This is a genomic window from Runella rosea (assembly GCF_003325355.1).
GTDB lineage: Bacteria > Bacteroidota > Bacteroidia > Cytophagales > Spirosomataceae > Runella > Runella rosea.
The window spans coordinates 3,425,478-3,449,347 of the sequence record NZ_CP030850.1; the positions used below are offsets into that span (position 1 = coordinate 3,425,478).

Sequence of the window (23,870 nt, forward strand, 5' to 3'; positions counted from 1 at the left end):
ACATGAGAGATAAAATAGCAGCAGACCACACCCATTATCTGTCGATTGGCAGAAATAAAAAAGTATATCCCGAAAATAGCCCAGCTGGTTTTTCCGCACTAGGAACGTCCACGCCCCTACCCGACATTCTATTTATCACCTCGTTTCCTCCCCGCGAATGCGGCATTGCTACGTATTCGCAAGATTTGATGCAAGCGCTGAATCATAAATTCAAACGTTCGTTCAACATCCAAATCTGCCCTTTGGAATCGGAAAGTGAAGTCCACACCTATGCCAACACGCCGAAATACCTACTGAATACCGACCAACCTAAGGCATTTACGGAGCTGGCCGAAGCCATCAATGAAGATGCAAATATCCACATGGTGGTGGTTCAACACGAGTTTGGTTTTTTTGAGAAAAAAGAAAAGGATTTCCAACAATTTTTGGAAGCGCTGACCAAACCCGTGATTATTGTTTTTCATACCGTGTTGCCGCACCCCAACGGCTCATTGAAAGGGCACGTGGAAGAAATAGCTGTCATTGCGGAATCCATCATCGTCATGACTCATTATTCGGCTACGATCCTCGTCAATGAATACAATATTCCTTCCGAAAAAATCACGGTCATTGCCCACGGTACGCACTTAGTACCACACTCCGACAAGGAAGAATTAAAACGTAAATATCAATTGTCAGGCAAAAAAGTGCTTTCTACTTTTGGGCTGTTAAGCTCGGGCAAAAGCATCGAAACCACGTTGGAGGCGTTGCCCGCCATCGTTGGCCACAACCCCGACGTGCTATTTCTAATCATTGGTAAAACCCACCCATCTGTGGTAAAACACGAAGGGGAAAAGTACCGTAAGATGCTAGAAGAGAAGGTAGAAAAATTGCAACTCGGCCCCTACGTTCGGTTTGTTAATTATTTTTTACCCCTCCCCGATTTGTTGGAATACCTCCAACTGACGGATGTATATCTGTTTACGTCCAAAGACCCCAATCAGGCCGTCAGTGGTACTTTTTCGTACGCTATCAGTTGCGGGTGCGCCATCATTTCCACCCCCATTCCGCACGCCCGGGAAGTATTGCGCAATGACGCCGGCATTATCATTGACTTCGAAAACGCACCCCAATTATCAGCGGCGGTCACCAGTTTATTGGCCGACGAGCAATTGCGTAAAAACATCAGCTCCAACGCTCTGCACCGAATGGCTTCTACTGCCTGGGAAAATGCGGCCATTGCGCACGCTATGCTGTTTGAAAAAATCGACGATGGCCAGATTTCACTGAGATATAGCCTACCCGAAATCAACCTTGGGCACGTCAAAAAGATGACTACCGATTTTGGCATGATTCAGTTTGCTACCATCAACCAACCCGACATCGACTCTGGATATACTTTGGATGACAATGCCCGGGCAATGGTGGCCATGTGCCAGCATTTTGAATTGACGCTGGAAGAAACCGACGTCGCCGCTATTAGCAAATATTTTTATTTCATCAGGTATTGCCTGCAACCCGGCGGTAATTTCCTCAATTATGTGGACGAGCAAAAAGCGTTTACGGAACAAAACAACGAAACCAACCTCGCCGATTCAAACGGCAGGGCTATTTGGGCGCTAGGCTATCTGATTTCGATGAGCAATCTCCTCCCCAAAGCGCTGGGGGCCGAGGCAGAAGAAACCATGAAACGGGCATTGGTGAACGTAGAAAAAATGCACTCAACTCGGGCGATGGCCTTCACAATCAAAGGGTTGTATTACAGCAACACCAAAAACAAGCTGCCCAAAAACAGCGAGTTGATTATCCAACTGGCCAACCGACTCGTACAAATGTACAGACATGAAGCAAGCAACGACTGGCGGTGGTTTGAGAGTTATCTTACCTACGCCAACAGTATTTTGCCCGAAGCAATGCTGTGCGCGTGGATGGATACTGGCAACATTACTTATAAAGAAATTGCCAAGGAATCGTTTGATTTTCTATTGTCAAAAACCTTCCGAAAAAACAAAATCAATGTCATCTCTAACAAAAGTTGGCTACAAAAAGGTGAAGAACTCCCCGCGGTAGTCGCTGGAGGAGAGCAGCCCATTGATGTGGCCTACACGATTTTGGCAATGAGCAAATTTTATGATGTGTTTAGGGAAGAAAGGTATCTGCGCAAAATGCGCACCTCGTTTGATTGGTTTTTGGGCAGCAATCACCTAAACCAAATCATCTATAATCCCTGCACTGGTGGTTGTTATGATGGCCTAGAAGAAAATTACGTAAACCTCAACCAAGGTGCCGAGTCGACGGTGAGCTACCTGATGGCCCGGCTGACGGTAAAGAAGTATTTCAGGAGTGAATCTCCTTCTGGGCACGCCAAAGAATATTCCCTGAAGTTGAATCGGCCACAGTAAAGCGGCCGATTCACTGACCAAATTTAATCTTTATCACCCTATTTTAATTGCCGACTCTCTTTATGGAGCCAGAATGGGCATCTAACGCGTTTACTCTTTTCTGAAAGTAATACACAAATGCTTGTGGAGCAGCACCGTTTGATTGGTATTAAGCAAGTGCTGCTCTCGAAGAATTTTCTTTTCCTCCAGGTTAGTAGTCTTGCGGGATAGTTTTTGAGACGTCAAAAACGAGCGTAAATGCAGGAAGACACCCAGAAACAAATACCAAACCAACGAGCTGATACTTAATTGATTAGAATATACTTTCTGAAAACGCAAACCTGCCAAACCCGCCATCGAACGCAGCCGCTGTACATTGCAGAGGTACACCCGGCCATTGTAAAGGTGGGCATCATCATAGCCAATGACTTCGGCTTCGTTCGACAAAAACATGTCGCTGCGCTCGGCTTCCACCAAAAGGTTAGCCATACGCCCACTCAGACTGCTATTGTTAGGTTTTGTGATAATCAGGAGTCCGTTGGGCTTAAGAATACGGGCAAGTTCTTGCAACAAAAAAGTCTGATTAGGAATGTGCTCGATGGTTTCCATCAACAACACATAATCGGCCGTATTTGACTCAATAGGCAATGTTTTGTCGAGGTCAATGGGCGAACAAATCAACGAATCGCTCTTGAGAATATCCGGGTGCTTATCAAAAGGCTTGACCTTTGCCCCTGCATTATGCCACAGATTTGCCACATATCCCGAACCAGCGGATACATCTACCACCCGCTTTTCGCGTACGTCGTGCTCAGCAAGATAACGGTGTATAAACTCCAACGCATTGCCTTTGGAATGCGGCACATGCTTAATTTGCTCTTTGTAATTGGGCATAATTATCGGGAAATATCGATAGGACGGGTTTTGAATTTAACCTTCCATCGATCAATTTGTTTTTTAAATTTAAGCGTAAAAGTTTCTTCGGGCTCGGGCAGTGTACCTAAAAACTTGGGGCCAATTTTGAGGTAATTTTTAAAAAATGTATTGCTACTCAAACCCCATTTTAAGATAAACTCGGTTCGGCCATCGTTGCGCTTGACCCGTCCTGTGCTTCTGCTCGCAAAATGGTACACTCGACTTTTGCCGATTCCTTTATAAAAACGGACGCCATAATGCCACAATTTTATCATAAAATCCGGGTCGCTGTACATTCCAGGAAAAAACTCTACGCTCAAGCCACCCACAGCCCGGTACACAAACGTCGGTAAGACCATTGGATACCACTGGCTGCCGTTCCAGTCTTCTTTCGGGTAGCTGGCGTATTCCGACAAAAATTTTGCTTCATCAAATTCCGACGGATGTGTGCCGTAGTTTTTATCGGCAATCACACAGGCATTTCCTTTATCAAAGCCTTCAATCATGGTTCCGCTGATGCACCATTTATCGTCTTTCTGCTTCTTTATTTCTTCTAGCAGAAAGAAGTCCCAATCGGGACATAAATACATGTCGTCATCAATAAAAACGAGATAATCTGCTACTGCCAAATGAGAGGCCGCATTGAACCCATAGCATACTCCAGAATTCTGACTACTTTTGGTATAGCCAATGTCTCCCTGCGCTAAAACCCAGTCCTCAGACCCATCTTTTCCTTCGTTGACATGCACAATAATTTGGTGCTCATATCGACTGTTTTTTCTAATACTGTTTACCACACATTTGAGGTAATCGAGGTTATTCCAGGAGGGAATGAGTATTGAAAAAACAGGAGAATACGCTAAAGGCACTTTTTTATATGTGAACTCCATAGCATTCTTTACCATCCTTTTCGGAGAATATAGGCGATATATTCAACGTCGTCTTCGGTCACTTTGGCGTGGAGCGGCAACACCAGATAGCGGTCTTCAATGGCATCCATTTTCGGAAATTGGCCAGGAGTTCGGCCTCCAAAAATGCTGTATTTATCATTGCGATAATGCACCTGACCAGATTCTATCCCATGTTCACGCAGGTATTTTACCAGATTTTCACGGTCGTCAACCTCGGCAGTCAACAACCACGCGGCGTGTTCACGGTCGGTGTATTCACTTCCTATTACCCGTATTCCTTTGATATCTTTCAATAAATCACAATACAAACGATATAATTTTTGGCGGTGCGCCAAGTGCTCATCAAACTCATCCAACGACGCCAATCCGAGGCTCGCTGCAATATCAGTCATCTGGTATTTATAGCCCACTTCAACGATGTCGTTTTCCCAAATACCTTTTTGTTTGCTGCTGCGATCAATGCCGAACCAACGCAAACGTTTGGCTTTTTCTACCAACGACTTGTCTTTCACCACCAACATACCACCATCGCCCGTTGTGATGTGCTTGATGGCCTGAAACGAAAACATCGTGAAATCGCTTTGACTACCGATGTACTCGCCTTTGTATTTTGCCCCCACGGCATGGGCAGCGTCTTCGATAATGGCAATATTGTGTTTAGCTCCTAATGCCCAAAGTTCGTCCATATCGCACGGCAAACCGCCATAATGCACACAAACAATGGCTTTGGTTTTTGGAGTAATAAGACGCGCTACATGGTTGACATCAATATTGAGGTTTTCATCAATATCAGCAAAGACAATTTTTATCCCCATATAAAGAAACGGGATGTTGGTGGCAGTACAGGTAAAAACCGGCGCAATCACCTCATCGCCGGCCTGTAAACCAGCCAACAGGTACGATAAATGCAGGGCATCGGTGCCTGAACCTACTGCTAAACTCTTGCAAGGAGCTGTGAATTTTTCTTCAAAGCGGTTTTCAAATTCTTCTACCCTAGGCCCTTGCCCAATCCATCGAGTATTCAGAACTTCGGTCACATTTAAGGCCGCTTTAGCAGGAATATTTGGATGGAATAATACAATACCGTCTCCTGTATCCATTACAGGAAACTCGTTCATAGGTTTTTCAGTAATCATAAAGATAGGTTTTTCAAGTTAGGCTTTAGAGAGGAACGACTACGGATAAAGGGCAATTTATAATTTCAAAGCATAAAGGGTTTGATAGATAAAATCATCCATTCCATAGACAAAATTAATCATTACATAGACAAAAAACCAATAGTGATTACAAATTTACTATAAATAATATCCTTTATTATATTGATATAAAAATTTTTAATTGGACTTTAACACTGTAAATCAATAACGCCTAGCATTCTGTATTGTTCGGATTAATCAGTTATATAATTCAGGGCGGGCTCCCGCAAAAATTACATTTTTTATGTTCTTTTATCCGTAATAATTTCGCAGGAAGTGTTGTAGATTAGACAGTTTAAATATCTGATAGAGAGGACTATTTATCCGTTTAACTCAAGAATATGCCCCCCAATTTGAGAAGATTTTTATTATCCGACCGAAGATGATAAATCGGAAGTTGCCGCTTCCGTCATAGCAAGCGATTAAGAAGCACTTTGAAAAAAGTTAGTGACTTTAACAGGAATCGAAGATAGAAGCCTCTCCCAAATATTGAGCATTTGGGGATAGTTTTAAAAAAACTAAAAGACCTTCCGACGGGAATCGAAGTCGACCGCGACCCCGGCCATAGCAAGCATTTAGAAAACGCTTTCAAAAAAATCAAGTGACTCCGACGGGAATCGAACCCATATCAAGCGTTTAGGAAACGCTTATTCTATCCGTTGAACTACGGAGTCTAATTTTCGGCAAATGTCTGAAAACTATTCGGCAAAATCAACGTCTGTGAAGGGCACATTAAGCCAATTTGGATAAATAACGTAGTGTTTTTGCTTTATCAACTCAAAAAGCTTGGTTCGTAGTTCGCCCAAATTCTCGCTGTTTTGAGCTGAGATAAACACCACGTGCTCTGCCGAAGCATTGTAATAACTCTTTTTGAGCTTTTCAAGCACCATTTCCTTGGTTTGTTCCACCACTATTTCGCCTTCTTCGGTTTCAATCACTTCGTCAAAAGCTTCTTTTTTAGGATGGTAAGCGTCAATTTTATTAAACACCATCACAGTCGATTTATCCCCTGCTCCGATTTCGGCTAAGGTCTGATTCACTACTTCGATTTGCTCCTCAAACGACGGGTGTGATATATCAACTACGTGCAGCAAAATATCGGCTTCCCGTACTTCATCGAGAGTCGACTTAAACGACTCAATGAGTTTCGTGGGCAGTTTACGGATGAACCCTACCGTGTCGGTCAACAAAAAAGGGATATTTTCCAACACTACTTTACGCACCGTAGAATCGACGGTGGCAAACAGTTTGTTTTCGGCAAATACATCCGTTTTGGCCAAGCGACGCATGAGCGTAGATTTGCCCACGTTGGTATAACCCACCAGCGCCACGCGCACCAAACGGTTACGCTCTTTGCGGCGGGTTACGCTTTGCTTATCAATCTTTTCGAGTTTTTCTTTCAGGAAGGCAATCCTGTCTTGCACAATCCGTCGGTCAGTTTCAAGCTCTTTTTCCCCGGGACCACGCATCCCGACCCCGCCTTTCTGGCGACTTAAGTGCGACCACATGCGGGTCAATCGTGGGTACATATACTGATACTGCGCCAATTCTACTTGGGTTTTTGCCTGTGCGGTTTGGGCGCGCATGGCAAAAATATCAAGAATCAATAAGCTACGGTCGAGCACTTTTATGTCTTTAAATTCCGCTTCGAGGTTACGTACCTGCGAAGGAATCAGCTCATCGTCAAAGATAATCATGTCTACGGGGTTGGCAGTCACAAAGGTTTTGATGTCTTCGAGCCGGCCTTTGCCCACAAAGGTGCGATTATCTGAATATTCGAGTTTTTGCGTAAAGGTCTTGACCGTCTCTACCCCCAAAGTAGAAGCCAGAAATGCCAACTCTTGCAGGTATTCCTGGGTTTGTTCGGCAGTTTGGCGTTGGGTAGTGATGGCAACTAATACGGCGGTTTCCTGTTTTTTGGCGGTTGAATTCATCTATACTTACTTCCCGTCAATCCGGGATTAATGGTTATCCGTTGTTGGTTAAACGGGTATGAATAAACGGTATTATTTTAGAGAAAGTTTCGTTAATTGCCACGAAGTTAAGCCTTTATTTAGACTTTTGTACTTTACAAAACGGCACTGCACAACACAACCAACGCGAAACGAACCAATCTGAGCGGATTTTTATGTCAGTAATAGCCAAAATTGCCCAGTGGGGAGTTATCATTTATACCGCCGTCGCTCTATTGATTTGGTGGCTACATCCGCTGGTTTTATTTCGGCCCACGACCTTGGCTGCTAGTTATGCGTATAACTTCAACATTCCGTTTCAAGAGATCACTTTTGAAACGGAAAAAGGCCAAGTCAGACTAAACGCTCTATGGTTTGGCACGAGGGATTCGGTCGTGCTTAAACGCCCTACGTTTTTTCCAGGAAAAGTGGTATTATTTTTCCACGGAAACCGCGATAACCTGGCCCGCTGGGGTCGCGAATATGCTGAACGATTTACCAAAAGAGGATACAACGTTTTGATGTACGATTATCGAGGCTACGGCAAAAGCACTGGCGAACGCTCCGAATATGCCCTCCATCGCGACGCCCAATACGTGTATGATTTTCTCAAACAGCGCTTTTCGGAAGACTCCATTATCGTATACGGCTACTCCATCGGCTCGGGCATGGCTTCGCGAATAGCGGCCAACAATCGCCCCAAAAAGCTGATTTTGGAAGCACCTTATGCAAGTATTCCGACGCTGGGACATACACAGTTGCCGATTTTTCCGTACGAATGGCTTACGCGATACAAGTTCCGCACCGATAGTTGCTTTGCGCACATTTACTGCCCCATTCATCTTTTTCACGGCACCGACGACGTAACGGTACCTTACACAAACAGCCTTATTTTGTTATCATCGCCCTCTCCCGTCAAGGCTAAATTAACAACCCTTCCCAAGGGTCATCACCTACATTTGGACAGCTTCCCGCTCTATCAATCTACACTAGACAGTTTATTAAGCATTGGCAACCAGTAGTTCCAATTGAGAACACAGGCGTTTGATTAACATATTGATTATCCGCTTGTTTAGTTCTTCTTCCAATGGGCGGTAGGTTTCGTATTGTTCAGGCGTAAAATGCCCTACGACAGTGCCCACCAATAAGCTCCGAAAATTGATGTCTTTGCGAATCGTTTTTTCTATGTATATGACTTTATCTTCGGGAGAATAGTTGTCAAAGTTAACTTTTCTCTTACTTACGTGATGGCGAAAAAGAAGGATAAAAAGGTCATTTTGAGCCTTAAGAATGGGACGAAGTACTTCGTTTTGAATTTGTTCTGGGATGGACATATCGGATAAAATCGTTGGTAATGAACAATAGACTATGGACTAAAAAACGTACCTTTGCGCCAGACAAAACCCATATTTATGTCTGAAACCAGCACAATTTCATCGCCTGCCACATTGGCGCAAGAGGCGATTCAATTACTCAAGCAACTGATTGCTACGCAGTCATTCAGCAAAGAAGAAGAAGGAACTGCGGCGCTGATCGAGGCTTTTTTGACGCGTAAAGGCATTCCTTTTCAACGTAAGAAAAACAATATCTGGGCGTTTAATCGCTTTTTTGACCCCAAAAAGCCCACCGTATTGCTAAACTCCCACCACGATACCGTCAAGCCCAATCCTTCTTGGACCCTGAACCCCTACGAGCCGCTCGTGCAGGATGGCAAGCTGTTTGGTTTGGGAAGCAATGACGCCGGCGGGCCGCTTACATCGCTCATCGTTACGTTTTGTCACTTTTATGATAACCCGCATCTGACCCATAATGTTGCACTGGCCGCCACCGCCGAAGAAGAAATCTCGGGCCGCGAAGGACTGGAAATGATTGTGGATGACCTGCCTCCGATTGCCTTTGCCATCGTGGGTGAACCCACCGAAATGCACCTAGCCGTAGCCGAAAAAGGGCTGTTGGTTTTAGATTGCATTGCGCACGGAAAATCAGGCCACGCCGCCCGCGAAGAAGGCGAAAATGCCATCTACAAAGCCATTCAGGATATTCAGTGGATTACCAATTATAAATTCCCGAAAGTCTCCCCTACGCTCGGCCCGATTAAAATGTCGGTGACCATCATCAACGCAGGCAGTCAACACAATGTAGTGCCCGATACGTGCAAGTTCACCATCGATGTCCGCGTAACGGAACAATACACGCTAGAAGAAATCATTGAGACTATTCGCCAAAATATCCAATCGGAAATCTATCCGCGTTCGATTCGGCTGCGCCCGTCGAGCATTCCCGTTCAGCATCCGATTGTGCAGGCTGGTCTCAAATTGGGCCGTACCGCTTACGGCTCACCCACCACCTCCGATCAAGCGCTGTTGGATTGTCCCTCATTAAAAATGGGCCCCGGCCACTCCGAGCGCTCACATACTGCCAACGAATTCATTTATCTGCACGAAATTGAGCAAGGTGTGACGCAGTATATTAAGATGCTGGAGGAAGTGATTTTGTAAGAAATTGAAACATATTTGTCAAACTGGTCAGACGCTTCGCGTCAGGTATTGTAACTGAATTGCTTTTCAACAAAACATGACCATATCTTGACTATAAATGAACATTAATTAACCATGACAACCCGCAGTTTATCCGACCTTCCCGAAAGCCGCATCCAACAACTTCTCGCTTTCGACCGATTGCTCAACGTCATGGACGATTTGCGGGAAAAATGTCCGTGGGACAAAAAGCAAACAATACATAGTTTGCGGCATTTGACCATTGAGGAGACCTACGAGCTATCGGATGCCATCATGGAAAATGATTTGCCCGAAATCAAAAAAGAACTGGGCGACATTTTGCTACATATTGTTTTTTACGCCAAAATCGCTTCCGAAACTAAAGACTTTGACATAAAAGACGTACTTCACGGGATTTGCGAAAAACTCATCGTGCGACACCCCCATATTTATGGCAACACAATAGCCGAAACCGAAGAGCAGGTAAAGCAAAACTGGGAACAAATCAAACTCAAAGAAGGCAATAAATCGGTATTGGGCGGCGTGCCCGCCTCACTGCCTGCGCTTGTCAAAGCCATGCGTATTCAGGAAAAAGCCCGTGGTGCGGGTTTTGACTGGGAAGAGAAACAGCAGGTGTGGGAGAAAGTAGAGGAAGAAATGCAGGAATTCAAAGAGCATTTCAACGCCGACGATAATTCCATCATTGACAAAGAAAAAGCCGAAGGTGAGTTTGGCGATTTGTTGTTTTCGTTGGTCAATTACGCCCGTTTTATTGATATAAATCCTGAAACGGCCTTAGAACGTACCAATAAAAAATTCATCAAACGTTTCACCTACCTCGAAACCCAATCCCGTGCCGACGGCAAACAACTACACGAAATGACGCTGGCCGAAATGGATGAATATTGGAACAAAGCCAAAACCCTATAACCTTCTATCAACGGATTGAGTCTCAACTCCGTTACTTTTCCTCAAATGAACGTCTATTGAATAATCGGGTCGCTGATTACTCAATAGACGTTTATCTTTAACGGGGTAAAACAATGCACTTCAAGCTGTTTATTTTGGTGCTTTATCTGTTTGTGCTCACGGCACAGGCCCAAACCCCTTTTACCGCTTCTTGGGATTTTGAAGAAAATACCAGCGGCTCGGTTAACAGTCCCAATGTGAGTATTTCGTCAATTGGTTTGAGTGGAAGCGTGAATCACGCAGGCTATCCAGTAGGGGTATCTGGTAAATCCTACAGCGTTCGCCTCTGGTCAATAAGCGGCCTGAATACCAACAAATATTTGGAGTTTTCAATTACTCCCCAAAACTACCGATGCGCCATCACATCGGTTTCTTTCGCCTGTAATCGCTCGCCGCAAGGGCCCACGCAAATTGCATTGCGCTCAAATCAGGATGGATTCAGCGGCAATCTGGGTTCTGGTTCGGTAGGCGAAAACTTCGGTACGCAGAATTACTCCGTTTCCTTCAGTGGTCTGGAAAATACCGTTACATTTCGTATTTATGCCTATAGCGCCACGGACGATTTGGGCACGCTTCGTATTGACAATCTGCGCGTTAACGGAACCGTCACCGTTGTACCTTTGCCAGTAGAGCTTACTTATTTTCGCGGACAGGTCGTTAATAATCAAGTGGAATTAAATTGGGAAACGTCTTGGGAACAAAACGCCAGTCACTTTGACGTTCAGCGGAGCCGCGATTTAAGCGAATTCGTCACCTTTCAATCATTGGCCGCCGCGGGCGATGTCAGTGAGCGAACGCTCTATACCGCTACCGATGCCGCGCCTGTTCCGGGCGTGATGTACTATCGACTACGCCAAGTCGACCGCGATGGCCAATTTGTATATTCTAAGGTCATTCCCGTTCATTTTGACGTAAATGCACCCCAACTTTGGGTGTTTGGCAATCCGACTTCAGGCCGCAATATTCAGGTAAGGCTTCGTCATTTTCTGCCTTCTGAAATTAAATTATTCTCGTTGAATGGGCAGGCTATTCCTCTTCTGTGGCAGTCTTTGGGGGCTGATGATTACATTTTTCAAACAATTGCCCCCGACGGTTGGTATTGGTTAGTGGGTGAGCATCAAGGGAAACGCATCAGTCAAAAAATTTGGCTGGCTGACTAGCAACTCACTCGCTTCATTTATCCACTCGCAACAACTATGAAAAAGACTCTCATCGGATTTCTGATGCTTTTTACTGGCATTCCATTCCTTTATGCGCAATCTGCACCCACCCTCCCACAACTCACCGAGCGCCAAGCGCGGCTCCAACGCACTGGAACTTGGACATTGGCAGGATGGTCATTGGCCAATCTGGCAGTAAGTGGCGTTGCCATTGGAAAGGCCGAAGGTAGCGCCCGGTATTTTCACGAAATGAACCTGTATTGGAATGCCGTCAACGTCGGAATTGCGGGGGCAGGCTTGTTGAGCCTACGCAAAAAAAGCCCTTCTCCCACCCTTTCTTCGGCCGTAAAAGAGCATTATACTTTACAAAAAACGTTGCTATTCAATTCGGGGCTAGACGTGGCCTACATCACAAGCGGATTTTGGTTATTGGACAAATCAAAAACTGAGACCACCATTACCCGCCAAAACCGCTTCCATGGATTCGGACAAGCGGTGGTGGTGCAAGGTGGTTTTTTGCTAATTTTTGACGTAACCAACTACCTCCTTCACCGCTCCGACAACGCTCGTTTACATCAGCTTTTGGACCGAGTATCTCTCAACGGCAATGGAGTAACGCTGCAATTTTAAGCTATCTTTACGGCTAAAATGTTTGCTAAACTCTACCTTGACCACAATGACACGTTTTTTCCTTGCACTACTATGCTTCCTAGTGGCCTTTTCCTCCCTTTGCATTGCTCAAAGTACCCCTGACACCTTACAGGTAAGTTCGACCGAAACCTCTTCCGAAGAAGACGAAGAAGACCCCGCTTATCCAGAAGTAGCAGAATCTGAACAGGACAGTACCAAGCAGTTTTTCATCCGTTTCAATGCCGACGGAACGGCTTCTACTGGAAACGTTGAGCGAATATTACTGCAACTTACGTCGGCGTTGGACTGGAAACCAAGCAATCAATTTAAACTATCGAGCAGCCCATCCTTTATTTATGGTCAGCAAAATAAATTGTTGGCTGAGCGTGAATTTTTCGCGGATATCCGTGGCTCGTTTTGGCACCAAAAACAAGTTTATGGCCTTGCTTTTGTAGCTTGGGATAAAAGTAATTTAAGGCGAATCCTCAATCGATGGACGCAAGCCGCGGGGATTGGCATAAAGTTGGTTCAGCGAAAGAGGGCTTATTTTTCAGTTACCAACCTCATTTTACACGAAGTAACCGATTTTACTGAACGAGCCGACATTGATGTTTGGCGAAATTCAACCCGCTTACTGGGAGAATTTGCCCCCGATAAAGCGGGGAAATTTACCATCACAAGCATTGCATTTCTACAACCAGCTATCTCAGTCAAAAATAATTTCCGTTGGAATGGTTCCTTAACTTTTGCCTATAAAATGAGCAATCACTTGAGCTTACGTACTAAATTTGAAAATGCGTACGAAAGTTACGTAGTGCTCGGACGTAAAACCAACGATTTTCGCTGGACCATCGGACTGTCTTTTGAAAATTAATATCTCATTGTTGTGAACCCAGAATTGCCACTCAACAATTCGTCTATTTTCGTCTACGGCACTTTAATGCAGGGCTTTTCCAACCCGTTTGCCAAGAAAATTCGTCAAAACGGCATTTGGCGCGGTCAAGCATCTTTTGCAGGTCTGTTGTATGATTTGGGTGACTATCCTGGGGCCATTTATCAGCCTCAAAGCCCCCATCGGGTACACGGTGAAGTGTGGGAGTTAAAGGATTTCCAAAAAACAATCATCGCATTGGACCGATACGAAGGAATCCAAGTTCGGAATCCCGAATACGTACGACAACCAATTCCCGTCACTTTTGAAAATGGCGCAGACGGCCTTTGTTGGACTTATCTTTTTTGTCAATCAGTCGAATCATTTATCTTTATTCCCCACGGTGACTACCGAAAATGGTTATCGGACGGCAAACAACATTTGTAATTAATGGGCGTTTACATAACTATTGTCTTATTACCCTAACGTGTGAAGCATTTTATCCATTTCTTCCTTTTATTTTTTTTCCTACTTACAGGTCAGCTTTTTGCCCAAAAAGGCTACGTACTGGGCAAAGTACTGGATGTTGCGACCAAGCAGGGCGTCAATTTGGCAACTATCACCAACCTGAAAACCCGCGACATGACCCGCACCAATAAGTACGGTGTGTTTTTTTTGGATGCCTCTGTCGGGGATTCTATCGAAATCGCGAGTCTAACCCATGAGCGCGGTGCTTTTCGCTGGAATGGCGATTCCGAAGAGATGACGTTTTTGTTGAAAAAACTGGACAAAGCCATCGAACTACCTGAAGTAAGGGTAGCCTCCAAACGCGAACAGGAACTGCAAAAAGAGATTGCCCGGGTCGTAGCTGAGCCAGAAGCCCGCAAAAACCTCTCCTTTGGCGAAGCCATCAAAATGGCGCAATCTCCCATCAGTTTACTGTACGAGTTGTTTAGTAAATCGGCCAAAGAAGACCGAAAAGTGGCAATGCTTATGCAGGAAAAACGCCGCCGCGATTTGGCTAATTATCGCTTTGCCATGATTGCGGGTCAGGCCACCGAGCTGAGCGGTGATCGGCTGGAGCGGTTTCGTTATTACTGTAATTTTTCGGAAGAGTTTTTGCTCCTTTCGAGCGACTATGAGCTTACTTACGAAGTACTCCAACGCTGGTATTCATTCAAACGATTCAAAAAATAAGCCAAAAAACTTGCAGTTTTAACGCCTTTTTTCGATTATTCACCTCTTTTAGTAAAATCCCTTATTTTCACCTAAAAACCATAAAATCATGAGTGCATTCTCAGATGTTGTTGAAAAGTCGCTGGAACAATTAAGCAGTGTTGGAGTAGCAGCCGACGAGGCTCTTGTGACAGCAGTAGCCAAAGGCTTAGGCCCCTCCATTTACAATCAGGATTCTTCTTTAGTGGCTTCATCAGATCAGGAAGAACTAGACCGCGTAAAAACCAACTTTTTGATTGGTAAATTGGGATTGGCCGACGGCCCAGAATTGGACGCCGCCATTGCCGAAACGGTCGCAACGCTCAAAGGCATAAACCGTAAATTACGCGTGGTATTTTATTACCTGCTTGTCAAAAAATTTGGAAAAGAAGCTATCTACTCATAAGCCATACCAAACTCTTTTTCACAACAAAGCCGTCTCTTGGGACGGCTTTGTTGTTTTTATAGCAACGATAAAAACGCTTTTATGCTGGGTTGATTCGCCCCGTGGCATTGTCGGAAGAAAACACTTCTTCCTCCCCGTCTTCGTCGGTCAAGACATTAAAGCTAAAATCTAGCGGGTCGAATGTACCCAGTAGTTTCTCCAAAAATGTATTATCGTTTAAGTAAAAATTTAGAAAATTATCGCTCCGCTCCTGCAAACTTCCGTTCGGGAAAAGCTTTGATTTTAGACCCAATAACTGATTGACTTCCGTTTCATAATTGCGCTCTTCTGCTTTCTTTAGGCGTTTTTCTACGTTTTCCAAGGTATTAAGCACCTTGGTTTTCTCGGCATTTACCGCGCCTTCCAAGGTTTTATCAATTGAAATAGCCTTACGCAGAATAGCCACAAAAACCTCCTCAATAGCACGTTTTTCCTCGTTGAGCTCCAACGACAACGAAGATGTTTTTTCAACAAACGTCTTTCGTAGTTTTACATCATCCCAGAATAATTCCTCAACGGTTACGCCCAATTTTTCGGCCCGTTTTTGACTAGCGGAATTGATGTATAATGCAAAATTTCTAGGCAACAACATCGGAAAAGGAACTTGAAAATGATCAAAAATCCCCTTCAATTGCAACCAATACGGCACCTCTGAAGGTCCGCCGATGTAGGCAAGATTGGGTAAGATAATCTCCTGATACAACGGTCGCAGCACCACATTTGGGCTAAAACGCTCGGGATGTTGATGCGCAATGGCGATAATTTCTTCCTGCGAAAACGTCAAATCGCTATTGAGCACCCGATAGATCTCTCCTTCTTTGACGATACGCTCGCGTAAGCCATCTATCAAATAAAAAAAGTTGATTTCGCGGGGCGTAATCTGCGTATGGTAGCCTTCTGCTTCGAGTTTTTGCGTGGTAGCATTGCTGATTTTGTGCGCTTCCTGTTGCAGAAGTTCAGATTCAACGACGGGTAAAAACAAACGTTTTAGTTCGGCATCGTCGCCATCAATGCAGACCAAACCCTCAGCCCCAAAAAGCTCATTCATGTAGCACCGCACGGCATCGGCCAGGGTATCGCATTGCAAATAAGCTTTTTCAAACACGGGAACCCGCTCAGGCAGAATTTTGAGTGCTTCGCCCAGTTCGCGGGGCGTCATACGCCCTACCGCACCGCGCTGTTGGGTTTGCCAGGTATATTTTTTACCAAAAAGATTAAAGTAACTGATTTCCTCAAAATCATGGTCTTCCGTAGCCATCCAGTAGACAGGCACAAACTTGGAGTCGGGATAAGCAGCCTGTAATTTTCGCGCCAAATTGACGGCGGTGACAATTTTATAAATGACGTACAATGGCCCCGTAAATATATTTAGCTGGTGACCCGTGGTAACCACAAACGTATTTGGATCATTGAGAATAGTTAAATCTGGTTTGACCGATATATTTTTATACTGCCGTTCAAGTGCTTTTACGAGCACAGCCCGGTGCTCAGGTGGAAACTGACTTTTGTCTTTTATCTGTTTTTCAAAATTGCTTAATGTCGGAAAATGTCCGTAAAAAGGCTGTAGATGAGCTTTTTGGGAGATATAGTCTAAGAAAAGCGGTGGGAACGCGCCCGTAGTTTCAAGTGGTAAGGGTTGACAATGCATGTTTGAGGGAAAATTTGACATTAGACAGACACCGGATCAGTTCGCCAAAACGGTTAGACATTGAGAATCAACATTCCGCTTCCAAGTCTAAACACGTAAACGAAACACCTCTCCGTAAAGTTTCCCTATCTTTGCAACTACTGCTCTTAAATGCTAAACCCCAATTCTTTTGAACATTATCGTCATCATCCCTGCCTACAACGAAGAAGATGCCATTGGAAAAGTCATTGCCGAAATTCCGAAAGAATGGGTGTGGGAAATCGTCGTGGTCGACAATCGCTCCACCGACCAAACGGCAGCCCGCGCCGCCGAAGCAGGAGCTACCGTAGTGCATGAGCCTTTGCCAGCGTACGGCAGAGCGTGTTTGCGCGGCATGGCGTACGTGCAATCGCTCAAACTCCCACCCGACATCATTGTTTTTGTAGACGGCGACCATTCTGATTATCCCGAACAGCTTCCTGATTTGGTAAAACCCATTCTGGAAGAAAACTACGACATGGTGATTGGCTCACGGGCCTTAGGCAAGCGCGAAAGCGGTTCCATGACGCCCCAACAGGTATTCGGCAATTGGCTCGCTACGTTTTTGATGCGCTTGCTTTATGGCGTCAGCTATACGGATTTAGGGCCGTTTCGAGCCATCAAATGGGATAAACTTTTGGCATTGGATATGCAAGACACCACCTACGGCTGGACCGTTGAGATGCAGCTTAAAGCCGCCAAGCACCGCATGAAAACCACCGAAGTACCCGTAAAATACCGAAAGCGCATTGGTTTTTCGAAGATTTCGGGCACTCTGAAAGGCGTTATTTTGGCTGGTTACAAGATTATTACCACAATTTTCAAGTATTGGTAAAACCCACAGGTTTCTACCGATTTATCCCGTAATTTTGCGAAAAATTTCAAAAGATGTCCCAACGCATTATCATAGACGTTCTTGGCTGGATTGGTTCAGTATTGGTCGTAGCGGCCTATGCGCTCAACATCAGCGGCCGTTTGCATCCCAACTCCCATTTTTATTTATGGGCCAATTTGGCAGGCAGCGTTTGTCTGATTGTCAATACCCTGTTTCACGATGCCATTCCTTCCGCCGTAGTCAACATTGTGTGGGTCGGAATTGCGATTTGGGGAATGGTGAGAAAAGGGAAAGAAAGTAATATTTCTTAAATTTTGAAAGTTATCAATCAATGAGGAAAATCTTTCTGATTGGCGGTTTAGGAGCAGATGAACGTGTTTTTCAAAATATGGATTTACCCCAATTTGATAAAGTTTTTGTTAAGTGGATAAATCCCGCTAAAAATGAATCAATCGAGAACTATGCAAAACGTTTATCAACACAAATTAAGGAACCTAAGCCGTATATTTTAGGAGTTTCTTTTGGTGGAATGATGGCAACAGAAATCGCAAAATATTATCCTGATGCTGACGTATTTATCGTTTCAAGTGCCAAAACATACCGAGAACTGCCTCTACTTTATCGTATCATTGGTCGTTTAGGGGTTTTAAAGATACTGCCCGTTCAATTCTTAACTTATCATAATCGAATAGTAGATTGGTTTTTCGGTGTTAAAAATAGTAAAGAAAGTGACTTACTGAAATCGATTTTAGCAGATACAGATACGACATTTTTAAAATGGGCTTTACAACAAATTACACTTTGGAGGAATGAGGAAATTCCGTCTAATTTAATGCATATCCATGGTGATAAAGACCGAATTTTGCCAATTAATTTCACAAAACCGAATGCAGTCATTCACGAAGGAGGTCATTTAATGATTTTAAATAAAACTCCTGAAATAGAGAACATTATACAACAAAAATTCACCAGTACATTAATTTAATATACAACAATGCAAGTTTGGAAATTTGGCGGAACGTCGGTAGGAAAACCCGAACGGATGCACTCAATTAGAACACTTATTACGGCCGACAGCGGTCGCAAAATTGTGGTATTGTCGGCCCTATCCGGTACGACCAATGCGTTGATTTCAATGGGAGAATCGGCAAAAGCGAACAATGACGCCGAAGTACAGGAAAAAATAGATGCCTTGAAGGCGCACTACGATGCGTTTATCAAAGAATTATACAGCACCGAAGAAAGTCTGAAAAAGGGACAAGCCATCGTCGACAATGAATTCAATTTCATTCGTTCGGTGTTGAAAAGCCGTCCTTTTACCCTCAAGCAGGATAAAGAACTCGTGGCACAAGGCGAAATTATGAGCACGCAACTGTTTCAGGGCTATCTGGAAGAGCAAGGCGAAAGCTCTGTACTGTTGCCAGCGCTTGATTTCATGCGCATCGACACCGACGGCGAGCCCGAACTAGAAACCATTGAGGCGCTTTTGGGCGACATGCTCGACCACCAGACCGACAAACAACTCATCATCACGCAGGGATTCATTTGCCGTAATCCTCGTGGCGAAGTAGATAACCTCAAACGCGGCGGCTCGGATTACACAGCGTCGTTGATTGGTGGCGCTATTCGTGCCGAAGAGATTCAAATCTGGACCGACATCGACGGAATGCACAACAACGATCCACGCATCGTAAAACGTACGTTCCCAATCCGTGAGTTGACCTTTGAAGAAGCCGCTGAGTTGGCGTATTTCGGAGCCAAAATTCTCCACCCAAGCACCATCACGCCCGCCAAAATGCGCGGCGTGCCCGTACGTTTGAAAAATACGATGGAGCCACAGGCCTTCGGTACGTTGATTGCAACGACCACCACCGACCGCGAAATCAAGGCCATTGCCGCCAAAGACGGCCTCACCGCCATCTACATTCACTCGACACGTATGCTGAATGCCTACGGTTTTCTGCGCCGAGTGTTTGAGATTTTCGAAAAATACAAAACACCCGTCGATATGATTACGACCTCCGAAGTATCGGTGTCGGTCACCATCGACAATGATACGAACCTAGCCGAAATCACCGCTGAGCTGAGCGAAATCGCCGATTTGGAAGAGCACGACCGCGATTTGTCCATCATCTGCATCGTAGGCGATTTCAAAGCCGACAAAGAAGGTATTGCACTGAAAGTGTTTGAAGCTATGAAACATATCCCGATTCGGATGATTTCGTACGGAGCTTCAGAGCATAACCTGTCAATTCTGGTATGGTCTAAAGACAAAGCCGAAGCGCTGAATGTGCTCAATGAGCGCTTGTTCTACTACGAAGATGCTATGAAGAATATCTTCACGGCGCAGTAGAGACTGGCAGCAACTACATCAGGGCTAAAGCCCTATATGATAAGCGCTATCCCCGTTCTAAAGACTGGAGTTAGAGGAGAAAGACAACTTCTAACTTTGGCACGCAAGTGTAAACCACTGACCTTCCTTAACCCCGCGCCTTCAGGCCGGGGCAGAAAGAAGCAATAGAATCAAGCAAGGGCTTTAGCCCTGACGATAGCCGCGAATGTGTCAGGGCTAAAGCCTTAACAGTTGTATGAATGCCAACTGCTCCGGCCTAAAGGCGGGAGTTAGTGGAGGCAACAAATAATACAAGGGCTTTAGCCCTGACAAAACAACGCACTATGGCTTTCGTTAAAATATGGATTCATGCCGTTTGGAGTACCAAAAATCGTAACGGCATTCTTGAAAAAGGCAAACGTGAAAAACTATTTGCCCACATTAGAGAAAATGCCCGCGCCAAAGACATCTACATAGATTTTATCAACGGTGTGGAAGACCATATTCATTGTTTGTTGACACTCAATGCCGATGCAACAATGGCAAAGACCATGCAGCTCATCAAAGGAGAAGCCGCTCATTGGGCCAATCAGGAGCAATTATTTCGCGAAAAACTTTATTGGGCCGATGAATACTATGCTGTGTCGGTCAGCGAATCGCAAATTGAAAAAGTAAGGACGTATATTCGCAACCAGGAAGAGCACCATCGAAAAAAGACCTTTGCCGAAGAATGTCAGGAGTTTATAAGCAAATATGGATTCTATGTAAGTCTGGGCTGAAGCCTTTGATAATTCTATGAACTGCCCCCGCCTAAAGGCCAGAGTTAGAGGAGCAAGGCAAAGATTGTACGACTCCACTAACCCCTGGCCTTCAGGCCGGGGAAAGCGAAAGCAAGAAATAACACACGGGCTTTAGCCCTTACGACAGCCGCGAAAGTATCAGGGCTAAAGCCCTTATTAATCGTAGAGATACCAGCTGCCCCAGCCTAAAGGCTGGAGTTAAAAGAGAAATAAACAACAATAGCTGCTTCGACATTTCGATTTAGCTCTTACAAATTAATGATTTACAATGCTACAACTGAACTTTATCCGCGAAAACCGCGAAATCACAATCGCCGGTTTAGAACGCAAATATTTTAAAGGAGCCACCGAAGCCGTTGATAAGCTTTTGGGGTTGGATAAACAACGCCGCGATACCCAAAGCGAACTCGATGCTACTTTATCACAATCCAACACATTGGCCAAGCAAATCGGGCAGTTGATGAAGGAAGGTAAGAAAGATAACGCCGAAGCCGCCAAGGCCCAAACCGCCACGCTAAAAGTACGATCCAAAGCCCTGGAAGAGAGCCTTAAAGAAGTGGAAGAGCAGTTGCAGGCTACGTTGGTTCTGTTGCCCAACCTTCCCCACGAAAGCGTGCCGCCAGGCCGTACCCCCGAAGAAAACGTGGAAGTGTACACCTGGGGCGAAAAACCAAGCCTACCAGAAGGCTCCAAGCCACACTGGGATTTGATTGAGCAATACGACATCATTGATTTCAAACTCGGCACCAAAATCACTGGCGCGGGTTTCCCTGTCTATAAAGGCAAAGGCGCTCGGTTGCAGCGCGCCATGATTCAGTTTTTTCTGGACCAAGCCGTAGAAGCAGGTTATTTGGAAATTCAGCCGCCGATTCTTATCAATGCAGAATCAGGCTTTGGTACGGGACAGCTTCCCGACAAAGAGGGACAAATGTACCACGCCACCGCCGACGATTTATACCTCATTCCGACCGCCGAAGTGCCAATTACGAACCTGTACCGCGATGTAATCGTAGCCGAAAATGACCTGCCGATCAAAAACGTAGGCTACACACCCTGTTTTCGTCGTGAGGCTGGTAGCTGGGGCGCGCACGTACGCGGCCTGAACCGCTTGCACCAGTTCGACAAAGTGGAAATTGTACAGGTACGCAAGGCCGAAGAATCGTATCAGGCACTCGACGAAATGGCCGAACACGTAAAAGGATTGCTCCAAAAATTGGAATTACCCTTCCGCATCATCCGTCTCTGCGGAGGCGATATGGGCTTTACGTCGGCGCTTACGTTTGACTTTGAAGTTTGGTCTGCTGCGCAAGCCCGCTGGTTGGAATGCAGTTCGGTTTCTAACTTTGAGACCTACCAAGCCAATCGCCTAAAACTTCGTTACAAAACCGAAGGCAAAACACAATTGCTTCATACCCTCAATGGCTCTGCGTTGGCATTGCCGCGTATTTTGGCGGCTCTACTTGAAAACAACCAAACGCCCGAAGGGATTCGCATTCCGAAGGCATTGGTGCCGTATTGCGGTTTTGAAGTGATTCAATAAATTAGGGCTGGGGCAGGTGAGTAACTTGCCCCACTGCTTTGTAGTGTCGATTATTTGTGTGTTTTCGGCTACCCACAACCAGCACTTTCACAGTTTTTTCAACGATTCCAATAAAGCAGGCGAGACCTTAAACGCTGTTCCGTGGCGTATGCCTTCGGGAAATTTCACTTGATCAGACACATCTTCCCACGTTTTCATGTCTTTTGAGCGCACCGCTCCGTATTTGTGCTGGGTGTACTTGTCGAAATAAACGTATACATACTCTCCCACTTCGATGGCCGTTGGGCCTTCGGCCCAGTAATCTCCCGTAATCGGCGCCGAAACCTGCGTAGGAAAAGGCCCTAATGCACTGTTGGCCTTTGTGATACGGATATTTTTCTCAGCTGGCTTTGGGTTTTCGTTTTTCAAAAACATGTAGTAATCCTTCCCTTTTTCAAAAATCGTCGCATCAATCACACTAAACTCAGGGTTGAAATACATTTTTGTTTCGCTGAAAGTCTTGAAGTCAGGCGTAGTCACGTAATACATGCGGTGATTCAGTCCTTTTTCCTTTTCAGAATCTGCCACATCACTATGTCTTCCGGGAATGGTGGTAGCCCAAAGAATCAGGAATAACTTCGTTTTTTTATCGTATGCAATCTCGGGAGCCCAACTGTTTTTGGCGGTGGGTTCGTGTTCCATGACCGAAATGGCTTTTTGTTCTGACCAATTCACTAAGTCTTTAGACGACGCATAACCCACGATTTTGTCCCACCAACCGCTCGTCCAAACCATGTGAAAAGTTCCCTTTTTATCTTGGTAAATACACGGGTCACGCATGAGTTTATCTTTCCCGATAACAGGCTGCAAAAAAGAGCTTCCTCCTTTCAACGCTTGCCACATGAGGCCATCGGTGCTGTAAGCGAAGTGGAGTCCATCTTCCCCATTTTTAACAAAATACGAAAACAGATAAGCCTCTTTTTGAGCAATTGCTAAAAAAGGAAAAAGCATCAGAAGAACCAAAGGCCTGATTTTCATTTATATAGAGGTTTTAACATCAATTTATTGCGTAAATATCTTCAGGGTTACGCCTAATCATTTTCCCACACTGTACGTTGGTCGTTAGTTTTTGAGTACCAAAACGCCACCTAAGATAATCAATCCAATGCCGAATATTCGCCAAATATTCATGGGATGAACGGCAAAACCAACCCATCCAAAATGGTCAATCAGTACCCCTGCCACTAGCTGCCCCGCAATGATGAGACACAGCAAGTTAGCAGGTCCGATTTCTTTTACAATCAGAATTACGGTCAGAACGTAGAAGGCCCCAAACACGCCTCCGAGCCATTTCCACCAGCTGATACTTCTAAAGGTTTCAAAGCTTGGAATAGCATCTTTGTTGAAAAGCAAGTAGCAAACCAACAAGACACATAAACCCGTGGCAAACGAAAGAATGGAAGATAAAATAGGGTTTTGGGTAGCAAGACGCAGTTGTGAATTAACCCCAGATTGAAACGTATTGGTTACGCCAATCAAAAAAGCCAACAATAGAAAAAAGTAATGCATGGGAAGTTAAAGCCAGATAAGTTCTGC

24 protein-coding genes and 1 tRNA gene are annotated in these 23,870 nt (G+C 45.0%); 16 read left to right on the forward strand and 9 right to left on the reverse strand.

Going from position 1 to position 23,870, the window contains the following annotated elements:
* The first annotated feature begins 2 nt into the window (after nucleotides 1-2).
* Nucleotides 3-2,381, forward strand: a complete 2,379-nt coding sequence (locus DR864_RS14260; protein ID WP_114067611.1) for a glycosyltransferase — start codon at nucleotides 3-5, stop codon at nucleotides 2,379-2,381.
* Between the two features lie 90 nt (nucleotides 2,382-2,471).
* Here the strand turns inward: DR864_RS14260 and DR864_RS14265 are convergent, their stop codons facing one another.
* From DR864_RS14265 to hflX, 5 genes are all read right to left on the reverse strand, one after another.
* Entirely contained in the window at nucleotides 2,472-3,254 is a 783-nt protein-coding gene (locus DR864_RS14265; RefSeq protein WP_114067612.1) for a class I SAM-dependent methyltransferase, read from the reverse strand.
* A gap of 2 nt (nucleotides 3,255-3,256) precedes the next feature.
* On the reverse strand, nucleotides 3,257-4,165 hold the full coding sequence (locus DR864_RS14270) for a glycosyltransferase family 2 protein (RefSeq protein ID WP_162793825.1): 909 nt from the start codon (nucleotides 4,163-4,165) through the stop codon (nucleotides 3,257-3,259).
* Nucleotides 4,166-4,173: 8 nt separating this feature from the next.
* The gene (locus tag DR864_RS14275) at nucleotides 4,174-5,322 is read right to left on the reverse strand and encodes a DegT/DnrJ/EryC1/StrS family aminotransferase (protein ID WP_114067614.1); all 1,149 of its coding nucleotides are present in this window, start codon (nucleotides 5,320-5,322) and stop codon (nucleotides 4,174-4,176) included.
* A 662-nt stretch (nucleotides 5,323-5,984) separates the two neighbouring features.
* Nucleotides 5,985-6,056: transfer RNA gene (locus DR864_RS14280), tRNA-Arg, on the reverse strand.
* Nucleotides 6,057-6,080: 24 nt separating this feature from the next.
* Nucleotides 6,081-7,316, reverse strand: coding sequence for a GTPase HflX (hflX, locus tag DR864_RS14285; RefSeq protein WP_114067615.1), 1,236 nt, complete (start codon nucleotides 7,314-7,316; stop codon nucleotides 6,081-6,083).
* A 194-nt stretch (nucleotides 7,317-7,510) separates the two neighbouring features.
* Between hflX and DR864_RS14290 the strand changes: the two genes are divergently transcribed.
* Nucleotides 7,511-8,356: an alpha/beta hydrolase gene (locus tag DR864_RS14290; RefSeq protein ID WP_114067616.1), complete on the forward strand. Its 846-nt coding sequence runs from the start codon at nucleotides 7,511-7,513 to the stop codon at nucleotides 8,354-8,356.
* Here DR864_RS14290 and DR864_RS14295 read toward each other — a convergent pair.
* Nucleotides 8,336-8,668 (reverse strand): glyoxalase, encoded by a 333-nt coding sequence (locus DR864_RS14295; RefSeq protein WP_114067617.1) that lies wholly within the window; start codon nucleotides 8,666-8,668, stop codon nucleotides 8,336-8,338. The two genes, DR864_RS14290 and DR864_RS14295, sit on opposite strands and share 21 nt — an antisense overlap.
* 78 nt (nucleotides 8,669-8,746) lie before the next feature.
* Between DR864_RS14295 and DR864_RS14300 the strand changes: the two genes are divergently transcribed.
* The 8 genes from DR864_RS14300 (at nucleotide 8,747) to DR864_RS14335 (ending at nucleotide 15,083) form a co-directional block, all read left to right on the forward strand.
* Nucleotides 8,747-9,832, forward strand: coding sequence for a M20 family metallo-hydrolase (locus tag DR864_RS14300; protein ID WP_114067618.1), 1,086 nt, complete (start codon nucleotides 8,747-8,749; stop codon nucleotides 9,830-9,832).
* A gap of 114 nt (nucleotides 9,833-9,946) precedes the next feature.
* A complete protein-coding gene (gene mazG, locus DR864_RS14305) occupies nucleotides 9,947-10,762 on the forward strand; it encodes a nucleoside triphosphate pyrophosphohydrolase (RefSeq protein WP_114067619.1) in 816 nt (271 codons plus the stop codon).
* 113 nt (nucleotides 10,763-10,875) lie between these two features.
* On the forward strand, nucleotides 10,876-11,961 hold the full coding sequence (locus tag DR864_RS14310) for a hypothetical protein (RefSeq protein WP_114067620.1): 1,086 nt from the start codon (nucleotides 10,876-10,878) through the stop codon (nucleotides 11,959-11,961).
* 36 nt (nucleotides 11,962-11,997) lie between these two features.
* Nucleotides 11,998-12,591, forward strand: a complete 594-nt coding sequence (locus DR864_RS14315; protein ID WP_114067621.1) for a DUF6992 family protein — start codon at nucleotides 11,998-12,000, stop codon at nucleotides 12,589-12,591.
* A gap of 46 nt (nucleotides 12,592-12,637) precedes the next feature.
* Complete coding sequence (locus DR864_RS14320; protein WP_114067622.1) at nucleotides 12,638-13,465, forward strand: DUF481 domain-containing protein; 828 nt, start codon at nucleotides 12,638-12,640, stop codon at nucleotides 13,463-13,465.
* Nucleotides 13,466-13,477: 12 nt separating this feature from the next.
* Entirely contained in the window at nucleotides 13,478-13,909 is a 432-nt protein-coding gene (locus tag DR864_RS14325; protein WP_162793827.1) for a gamma-glutamylcyclotransferase family protein, read from the forward strand.
* Nucleotides 13,910-13,951: 42 nt separating this feature from the next.
* The gene (locus DR864_RS14330) at nucleotides 13,952-14,659 is read left to right on the forward strand and encodes a hypothetical protein (protein WP_114067624.1); all 708 of its coding nucleotides are present in this window, start codon (nucleotides 13,952-13,954) and stop codon (nucleotides 14,657-14,659) included.
* A gap of 88 nt (nucleotides 14,660-14,747) precedes the next feature.
* A complete protein-coding gene (locus tag DR864_RS14335; protein ID WP_114067625.1) occupies nucleotides 14,748-15,083 on the forward strand; it encodes a DUF2853 family protein in 336 nt (111 codons plus the stop codon).
* A 79-nt stretch (nucleotides 15,084-15,162) separates the two neighbouring features.
* Here DR864_RS14335 and bshC read toward each other — a convergent pair whose 3' ends face one another.
* The gene (bshC, locus tag DR864_RS14340) at nucleotides 15,163-16,770 is read right to left on the reverse strand and encodes a bacillithiol biosynthesis cysteine-adding enzyme BshC (protein ID WP_114070285.1); all 1,608 of its coding nucleotides are present in this window, start codon (nucleotides 16,768-16,770) and stop codon (nucleotides 15,163-15,165) included.
* 169 nt (nucleotides 16,771-16,939) lie between these two features.
* Between bshC and DR864_RS14345 the strand changes: the two genes are divergently transcribed.
* From DR864_RS14345 to serS, 6 genes are all read left to right on the forward strand, one after another.
* Nucleotides 16,940-17,623 (forward strand): glycosyltransferase family 2 protein, encoded by a 684-nt coding sequence (locus DR864_RS14345; RefSeq protein WP_114067626.1) that lies wholly within the window; start codon nucleotides 16,940-16,942, stop codon nucleotides 17,621-17,623.
* 53 nt (nucleotides 17,624-17,676) lie between these two features.
* On the forward strand, nucleotides 17,677-17,934 hold the full coding sequence (locus DR864_RS14350; protein ID WP_114067627.1) for a CBU_0592 family membrane protein: 258 nt from the start codon (nucleotides 17,677-17,679) through the stop codon (nucleotides 17,932-17,934).
* Between the two features lie 20 nt (nucleotides 17,935-17,954).
* Nucleotides 17,955-18,608: an alpha/beta hydrolase gene (locus DR864_RS14355; RefSeq protein WP_114067628.1), complete on the forward strand. Its 654-nt coding sequence runs from the start codon at nucleotides 17,955-17,957 to the stop codon at nucleotides 18,606-18,608.
* Between the two features lie 9 nt (nucleotides 18,609-18,617).
* The gene (locus DR864_RS14360) at nucleotides 18,618-19,976 is read left to right on the forward strand and encodes an aspartate kinase (protein WP_114067629.1); all 1,359 of its coding nucleotides are present in this window, start codon (nucleotides 18,618-18,620) and stop codon (nucleotides 19,974-19,976) included.
* A 323-nt stretch (nucleotides 19,977-20,299) separates the two neighbouring features.
* Nucleotides 20,300-20,734 carry an IS200/IS605 family transposase gene (gene tnpA, locus DR864_RS14365; RefSeq protein ID WP_114067630.1) on the forward strand — a complete coding sequence of 145 codons (435 nt, stop codon included), beginning with the start codon at nucleotides 20,300-20,302 and terminating at the stop codon, nucleotides 20,732-20,734.
* A gap of 289 nt (nucleotides 20,735-21,023) precedes the next feature.
* The gene (serS, locus tag DR864_RS14370; protein ID WP_114067631.1) at nucleotides 21,024-22,295 is read left to right on the forward strand and encodes a serine--tRNA ligase; all 1,272 of its coding nucleotides are present in this window, start codon (nucleotides 21,024-21,026) and stop codon (nucleotides 22,293-22,295) included.
* Nucleotides 22,296-22,382: 87 nt separating this feature from the next.
* Here serS and DR864_RS14375 read toward each other — a convergent pair whose 3' ends face one another.
* Both DR864_RS14375 and DR864_RS14380 read right to left on the reverse strand, forming a co-directional pair.
* Nucleotides 22,383-23,312: a glycoside hydrolase family 43 protein gene (locus tag DR864_RS14375; RefSeq protein WP_114067632.1), complete on the reverse strand. Its 930-nt coding sequence runs from the start codon at nucleotides 23,310-23,312 to the stop codon at nucleotides 22,383-22,385.
* Nucleotides 23,313-23,396: 84 nt separating this feature from the next.
* Nucleotides 23,397-23,843, reverse strand: a complete 447-nt coding sequence (locus DR864_RS14380) for a DMT family transporter (protein ID WP_114067633.1) — start codon at nucleotides 23,841-23,843, stop codon at nucleotides 23,397-23,399.
* Between the last annotated feature and the right edge of the window lie 27 nt (nucleotides 23,844-23,870).

What these genes read in the sequence shown, in the direction of transcription:
- DR864_RS14260 (WP_114067611.1), top strand. Translation starts at nt 3, where the DNA reads ATGAGAGATAAAATAGCAGCAGACCACACCCATTATCTGTCGATTGGC.
- serS (WP_114067631.1), top strand. Translation starts at nt 21,024, where the DNA reads ATGCTACAACTGAACTTTATCCGCGAAAACCGCGAAATCACAATCGCC.
- hflX (WP_114067615.1), bottom strand. Translation starts at nt 7,316, where the DNA reads ATGAATTCAACCGCCAAAAAACAGGAAACCGCCGTATTAGTTGCCATC.
- DR864_RS14360 (WP_114067629.1), top strand. Translation starts at nt 18,618, where the DNA reads ATGCAAGTTTGGAAATTTGGCGGAACGTCGGTAGGAAAACCCGAACGG.
- DR864_RS14315 (WP_114067621.1), top strand. Translation starts at nt 11,998, where the DNA reads ATGAAAAAGACTCTCATCGGATTTCTGATGCTTTTTACTGGCATTCCA.
- DR864_RS14320 (WP_114067622.1), top strand. Translation starts at nt 12,638, where the DNA reads ATGACACGTTTTTTCCTTGCACTACTATGCTTCCTAGTGGCCTTTTCC.
- DR864_RS14355 (WP_114067628.1), top strand. Translation starts at nt 17,955, where the DNA reads ATGAGGAAAATCTTTCTGATTGGCGGTTTAGGAGCAGATGAACGTGTT.
- bshC (WP_114070285.1), bottom strand. Translation starts at nt 16,770, where the DNA reads ATGCATTGTCAACCCTTACCACTTGAAACTACGGGCGCGTTCCCACCG.
- DR864_RS14335 (WP_114067625.1), top strand. Translation starts at nt 14,748, where the DNA reads ATGAGTGCATTCTCAGATGTTGTTGAAAAGTCGCTGGAACAATTAAGC.
- DR864_RS14270 (WP_162793825.1), bottom strand. Translation starts at nt 4,165, where the DNA reads ATGGAGTTCACATATAAAAAAGTGCCTTTAGCGTATTCTCCTGTTTTT.
- DR864_RS14275 (WP_114067614.1), bottom strand. Translation starts at nt 5,322, where the DNA reads ATGATTACTGAAAAACCTATGAACGAGTTTCCTGTAATGGATACAGGA.
- DR864_RS14265 (WP_114067612.1), bottom strand. Translation starts at nt 3,254, where the DNA reads ATGCCCAATTACAAAGAGCAAATTAAGCATGTGCCGCATTCCAAAGGC.
- DR864_RS14310 (WP_114067620.1), top strand. Translation starts at nt 10,876, where the DNA reads ATGCACTTCAAGCTGTTTATTTTGGTGCTTTATCTGTTTGTGCTCACG.
- DR864_RS14380 (WP_114067633.1), bottom strand. Translation starts at nt 23,843, where the DNA reads ATGCATTACTTTTTTCTATTGTTGGCTTTTTTGATTGGCGTAACCAAT.
- DR864_RS14290 (WP_114067616.1), top strand. Translation starts at nt 7,511, where the DNA reads ATGTCAGTAATAGCCAAAATTGCCCAGTGGGGAGTTATCATTTATACC.
- mazG (WP_114067619.1), top strand. Translation starts at nt 9,947, where the DNA reads ATGACAACCCGCAGTTTATCCGACCTTCCCGAAAGCCGCATCCAACAA.
- tnpA (WP_114067630.1), top strand. Translation starts at nt 20,300, where the DNA reads ATGGCTTTCGTTAAAATATGGATTCATGCCGTTTGGAGTACCAAAAAT.
- DR864_RS14375 (WP_114067632.1), bottom strand. Translation starts at nt 23,312, where the DNA reads ATGAAAATCAGGCCTTTGGTTCTTCTGATGCTTTTTCCTTTTTTAGCA.
- DR864_RS14350 (WP_114067627.1), top strand. Translation starts at nt 17,677, where the DNA reads ATGTCCCAACGCATTATCATAGACGTTCTTGGCTGGATTGGTTCAGTA.
- DR864_RS14300 (WP_114067618.1), top strand. Translation starts at nt 8,747, where the DNA reads ATGTCTGAAACCAGCACAATTTCATCGCCTGCCACATTGGCGCAAGAG.
- DR864_RS14295 (WP_114067617.1), bottom strand. Translation starts at nt 8,668, where the DNA reads ATGTCCATCCCAGAACAAATTCAAAACGAAGTACTTCGTCCCATTCTT.